The sequence below is a fragment of the Desulfosalsimonas sp. genome, assembly GCF_046483245.1.
GTDB lineage: Bacteria > Desulfobacterota > Desulfobacteria > Desulfobacterales > Desulfosalsimonadaceae > Desulfosalsimonas.
The window spans coordinates 1-5,934 of sequence record NZ_JAWODO010000020.1; the positions used below are offsets into that span (position 1 = coordinate 1).

At 52.7% G+C, this 5,934-nt stretch carries 3 protein-coding genes, 1 pseudogene and 1 riboswitch; of the genes and pseudogenes, 2 read left to right on the top strand and 2 right to left on the bottom strand.

Annotated elements, in window-relative coordinates; all coding sequences use genetic code 11:
- Positions 1-726 (top strand): annotated as a pseudogene (locus R6U41_RS02290) (anthranilate phosphoribosyltransferase); the annotation flags it as partial.
- 47 nt (positions 727-773) lie between these two features.
- Positions 774-1,832 carry a zinc-dependent alcohol dehydrogenase gene (locus R6U41_RS02295; RefSeq protein WP_410268214.1) on the top strand — a complete coding sequence of 353 codons (1,059 nt, stop codon included), beginning with the start codon at positions 774-776 and terminating at the stop codon, positions 1,830-1,832.
- Between the two features lie 41 nt (positions 1,833-1,873).
- Here the strand turns inward: R6U41_RS02295 and R6U41_RS02300 are convergent, their stop codons facing one another.
- On the bottom strand, positions 1,874-3,847 hold the full coding sequence (locus R6U41_RS02300; RefSeq protein ID WP_410268215.1) for a TonB-dependent receptor: 1,974 nt from the start codon (positions 3,845-3,847) through the stop codon (positions 1,874-1,876).
- Positions 3,848-3,937: 90 nt separating this feature from the next.
- Positions 3,938-4,130, bottom strand: a riboswitch (cobalamin riboswitch).
- A 140-nt stretch (positions 4,131-4,270) separates the two neighbouring features.
- Positions 4,271-5,934 (bottom strand): aldehyde ferredoxin oxidoreductase family protein (locus R6U41_RS02305; RefSeq protein WP_410268216.1); only part of this gene is annotated, 1,664 nt, incomplete at its 5' end.

Sequence of the window (5,934 nt, forward strand, 5' to 3'; positions counted from 1 at the left end):
ACAGTGGATATGGCCGAGGCCCTTGGCGTGGATGTTGAATGCCCGGCCGAAATGGTGGCCAGAAGCATTGAAACCACCGGTATCGGCCTTTTCAACGGGATGAGCGCCACTGTTCATCCCGGCGCCCTGGGCCGGATTCTGTCCCGGATCCACTTTGGCTCCACCCTCAATATTGCAGCATCGCTGGCCAATCCGGCCATGCCCACAGTGGGTTTGCGGGGCGTGTATGACCGGGAGATGATCCTGCCGGTCATTCGCGCCATGAAAGCCATCGGCTACCAAAAAGCCATTGTTGTCCACGGGGTGGTAGATGGCGCAGCCCCTGAGCGGGCCGGAATGGATGAAGCCTCGGTAATCGGGCCCACCTTTTGTGCAAGGCTTTTTGAATCCGGGGACATTGAAACCTTTACCCTTTATCCCCGGGCATACGGCCTGGGAAAAGGCGATCCCGGGGACCTGGCGCCTTCAGGCGACAAGGGCACAGAGGCCCGCCGCTTTGTCCGCCTTATGCGCAACAAGGAAAACAGTCTCCGAAAAGAAGCGGTCATGCTCAATGCCGCACTGATTTTCTATGCCGCGGACATGGTTGCAGACGTTGATGGCGGCCTGGAAATCGCCGCCAATGCCATGGAAAGCGGGGAGACATTTGACACCTTGCGGGCCTGGGTTGCCGCCCAGAACCGGCACCCGGAAACAGGACTGCAAACCCTGGAGAAATGGATTTAATAGCAACAGCCTTCAAAAAAAGGGGTGATTGCCGCAGAGGAGGCCTTATGAGGATGGTTTTGACCGGCCGCAGATGCCTGGAAATCCAAAACAACAACAAACCGGAAAAAAACGGCAAGGGCGGGGTCCGCCTTCGGGTGCTCTACTGCGCCATATGCCGGACAGATGCAAAGATGTGGGACCAGGGGCACCGGGATCTGATCCTGCCCCGGGTGCCCGGCCACGAAATGGCGGTTGCTGACAGCCGGGGAAAACGTTACGTCATATGGCCGGGTGTGAGCTGCGGCACATGTGCGCACTGCCGGGCAGGACGGGAAAACCGTTGTGAGCGCTTACAAATTTTAGGATTTCACAGGGACGGCGGTTTTGCCGACGAAATAATCGCCCCTGCAGAAAGCCTGATTCCCGTTGCCGAAACCCTGGATCCGGCCATTTCCTGTTTTGCCGAGCCAATGGGTTGTATTTTCCATGCCCTGGCAAACTTCCCTGTAAAGAAAAACCCTCGCTTTTTGATTTACGGCGGCGGCACCATGGGGCTTTTGGCCGGCCTCGTCATTCAGGCGGCCGGCGGCAAACCCATGATCATTGAAAAAAACAAGGAAAAAATCCAGGCCGCGGGCCCCTTTCTCAGGGCCACCGGAATAGCATGCACGACCAATACCAGCGAAAACGGCTTTGATGCTGTCATCAATGCCTGCCCGGATACCCGGGCCTTTGCCGATGGATTGAAAAAACTGCGAAAAGGCGGACATTTTGTCTTTTTCAGCGGCCTGACAAAAAACGCAACCATTGAGACCGACCTGATTGACCTGATCCACTACCATGAAATTACAATCTCAGGCAGCTACGGATTGGCACCTGCGGATATGCAGCGCGCCGTGGACTTTCTGGATGCCCATCAAAGGATTCTGGCAACATTGGTCCAGGGCATTGCTGCCCCGGAAAACGCCCCTGTTCTCTTGCCGGAAGTGCTGGCCGGAAAGGGATTTAAGTATATACTGGATTTTACCGGCTCTTTGAGCGGGAAATATCACGGTCAAAATCATCAGGGGAATTTTTCACCTATTATTGTCCATCCAAAATCAGGCATTTTGGATGGACAATAGGCAGCTCCCGAAACTTTTAAAATAAAAGAAAACTGCAATATTTAAAACCGCACCTCATACCCAATTTTAAAAAACCTGGGCATTCCGTAATATACATAGTTGTCTGTGTCCTTGTTGCCGTTGATCTCAACCTCCTGATCAAACACGTTATCAATGCCGAGTGTGAGATATCCTTTGGGCAGTTTGTATTTTCCGTTGATGTCCAGCGTCGAGATATCATCCAGGGCATCCGGACGGCTGGTGACATAATTGAGACTCAGGGCAAGGCTGAACATGCCGCTGTCATATGCCGCGCCCACAGAGGAACTGAATTTGGGGCCGGTCTGATATTGCCTGCCGTCGGGATCCTCGGCAACAGGGTCGCACCATGTACCAGAAGAATAAAAGGAAATCCGGCTCGACCAGTTATCCCGGCCATGAAAAGGGAAAAGGTCAATATTCCAGTCAACGCCAAGGCTTTCATAGGTGCCGGCGTTAAAGTATTCATACGGGTAGCCGCCGCCTTTATAGGATTCAATCTTGTCCTTGTAATCCATGAAAAACCCGGACAACCGGATCTTGCTCCATGCGTTTGTAAACTTGACCCCTGTGTCGTAAGTCCAGCCCTTTTCCGGGGTCAGCTCCGGGTTGCCTTTCAGCAGCCAGGAATCATAGTACAAATTGTTAAAAGAAGGCGCCCTGAAGGCTTTTGCCGCATTGGCAAACAGATTCACGGTTTGTGTCAGCTGGAAATTAAGCCCCAGGCTGGGAGTGAATTCATCCTGGTCTTCACCGGCGGCGTCCGCATAAATCAATTGCTCCCGCATGCCCAGATCGATTTTCAGCCGCTGGAAAAACCGCTTGGTAATAATGGCAAACACGGCAACGTCATTGCGGTAATGATATCCATATCCGGTTTCAAAATTGGCAGCGCGGTGAATATATTCAAAACCGGTTTTGACTTCAGCACTCAGTAAATCAAATTTGCAGTCTGTTGATAAACCGGTATTAAAATGCTTGTTTTTACTGATCCCGTCCAGAATTTTATAAGGTTGGTATTCGAAGGTCTTTCTTTCTTCATCCCCGTATTTGTAAAATGCCTTGAATCTTGCATTTTCAGTCTCATAGCGCAGGTTGGTAAAAATTTCATACTGATCCTGTTCGTTGGTGTCGATTACCTGACCGGTTGTGGCGTCATATGTTTCATAGCCGGAGTCCACGTAACTGGCCAGGCCGTCAAAATATAGATTTTCCGCGATAGTTGCGTTTACGCTGGCTGAATACCGGTAAAGCGGTCTGGTATCGCTGTATTCCTTATCCGCAAAGTCATCATTGCGCTTAATTGAATTCATATGCTGATAATTAAACCCCACATTCACCCCTGGCCCGAGGTATTGCAGATGATGGTTGTGATAGCCGTAATCCCCGAATTCCACGGATGCCTTTGTCTGCTTGTGGCCGAAATTTTTTTTGGTGATGATATTAATGGCTCCGCTCATGGCATCGGCTCCGTACTGAATGGAAGATGCCCCTTTCATGACTTCGACCCGTTCAATATTTTCAAGGGAAAAATGGGATAATTCATAATTTTTGTTTCCGGAATTTTGAATCGGCATTCCATTGATCAGGACCAACTCGCCGCCCTCCACTCCGCGAATCGACAGCGAACTGCCCATCCCGGCTTTTACGCCCATGGGTGAATAGCCCTGAAATGAAAACCCGCCGATCCGGCGCAGGGCGTCAATGACGTTGTTGCCGCCGGTGCGCTTTAATTCCGAGGCTGAAAAAGACTGAATAAATTGAGGGCTTTCTTTTTCCGGAGAAGGAAACCGCTCAGATGTGACCACAATATCCTCCATGACTGTGGCGTTGTGAGCGGATCGCGCATTTGCGGGATTTTGCGTGCAGATGCATAAAATGAAAAAACAAATAAACAATAAAAATTTTTTGCCCATGGTGCCTCCTTTACTGTTGTCAATGGAAATGCCGCAGCAGCCGGCGTTGTCATGGAGAAACCTGGGCATATGCGTTTTCAATAAAAAAATCCCGGATCGTGTACACGATCCGGGATTTCCCTTTTTTATCCGCAGAATCAGCCCGGGGAACAACGTTGCCGGCGCAGTCAAACCCCTTATGTTTATTCAGACAGGTCTTCTGACTTGCGGATCAATCTACTTGCTGCGCCTTCCCGTTCATAAAAACAGTGGCAGTTCTGCAGCTTTCGTCCCCGTTTACAGCCGCGGGCCGGTCCCTGATTCACACAGGGTTCCCTCCTGACAGGCTCCTGTAAAACAATGTTTCGGAAACTACGTTATAAAAGCCGGTGCCAGGTTCGCATTGCGAGCATCTGAATAATTATGTGCATTTAAATACAATTGCAGGACCCTGTCAAGGGTCATTTTCATAATCGATAAGCTGTATTTTTTTACTGAGCTTACAAAAACAGACAGTTGAAAACTTCAAAAAACATCTTCCCTGTTTTTTCCCCGGCCCGCATGCCGGGGCTCAATGCCCAGCCGGCGAAGGGTTTTGGCGCGGGGCACGCCGTTTGGGTCATATCCCCGCAGCCGGTAATATTTCTGCAGCATGGCCTCCAGGGGAACCGTGCTTTGGTCGGCATCACAGGCCCGCCCCTCGGTGAGCAGCCGCAGCGGCAGTGTATCGTCTTTTCTGGAAATGCCTTCCCGGGTGTTCATATAACGCTCCAGCACATGAACCCGTTCTCCGGCCTTATAAAAATCCCGCATGCCCTGGTAGGGCACATAGCGGCTGCCCATAATGGCATGCCACAGCTCCGGATAAAGGCTGACATCCATTAAATTCAGCGCCAGCCGGGAAAAGTTTTGATTGAGCAGACGGATGACAAACTTGGGTGAAAAACGAATCAGGGGCGGCTCCAGGAATACGGCAAAGGAGGTAAACAAACACACGTGCAGGCAGTTAATGGCGCAAAACACATCTTCCATGAACTTGACCATGTAGGGTTTCCAGCGCACAGCCCGGGGCTCGGCCATTCCCAGGATCACCTCCAGGCCCACCATGTAGGATGAAAGGTGGCAGCCGCCCCGGTTGGCCGTGGCATAGGAAAGGCCCTGGCCGACAGAACCCCGGGGATCATAGCCGGGCAGTTCCATGCCCTTGACATGCATGGCAAAATCCTCGCCCCCGTATTTCCGGGCCGCGGCAGCAGAGCCCAGGGCCAGATCCCTTCCCAGGCCCCGGCGCAGGGCCATATCCGTTATCATTCCGGCAATTTTGTCAGCAGATCCGAATTTCAAATCTGTTTTCAGCAGTCCCTTTTGACCGGCTTCCATGGCCCAGGCCAGGGTCCCGCCCGTGGAAATGGTATCCATGCCGTAATGGCTGCACAACTCATTGAAGTCGGAAACCGTTTCCGGGTCAAAGATCTCCAGGTTGGCGCCCAGCAGGGTCATGGTTTCGTATTCGGGTACATGGCGTTTTTCCCCCCGGATGGTGCCCCGGTGGCCGCAGAGAATGGCGCAGGGCTTACAAGTGTCATGCTTTGTGTCAAACCGCTCGGCCATGGCCTCTCCGGAAAGCTTGCGGGCCCGGCCGTGGCTGCCGCCGGTAAAGTTGCGCACCGGCAGAATTCCGGCGGCATTGCCGGTATTGAGATTGGCGTTGGTGCCGTAATCCCGGAAAGCGCCGGCTGTGATGCCATTTCTTTGAATATATTTGAAAAACAACCGACTGGCTTTATCAAAGCGCTTTTTGTCCACCGGCACAACCTTGTATTCTTTGCCCTTTGCCACGATGCCCTTGAGATTTTTGACCCCCAGCACCGTTCCCATGCCGCCCCGTCCCAGAAAGCGGTGGCCGGACCGGATATTGGCAAACCGGACCCGGTTTTCCCCAGCCGGCCCGATGACCAGGGCACCGGAACCGTCCTGCAAAAGCGCCTTTTCCGCATCCGCCGTGCCCGTTCCCCAAAGGTCATCTGCGGGAACAAATTCTGCCCCGCCGTCATCCACCCGCAGATAGACCGGGGATTGGGCCCGGCCGGAAATGATCATGGCATCCCACCCGGAAGTCTTTAACGCCATGCCAAAGGGACCGCCGCAGGAACTGCTGGCCATAAGACCTGTGAGCGGCGATTTGGTCA

Excerpts from the sequence above, each read along its gene's own strand:
- R6U41_RS02295 (WP_410268214.1), top strand. The coding sequence starts at position 774 with ATGAGGATGGTTTTGACCGGCCGCAGATGCCTGGAAATCCAAAACAAC.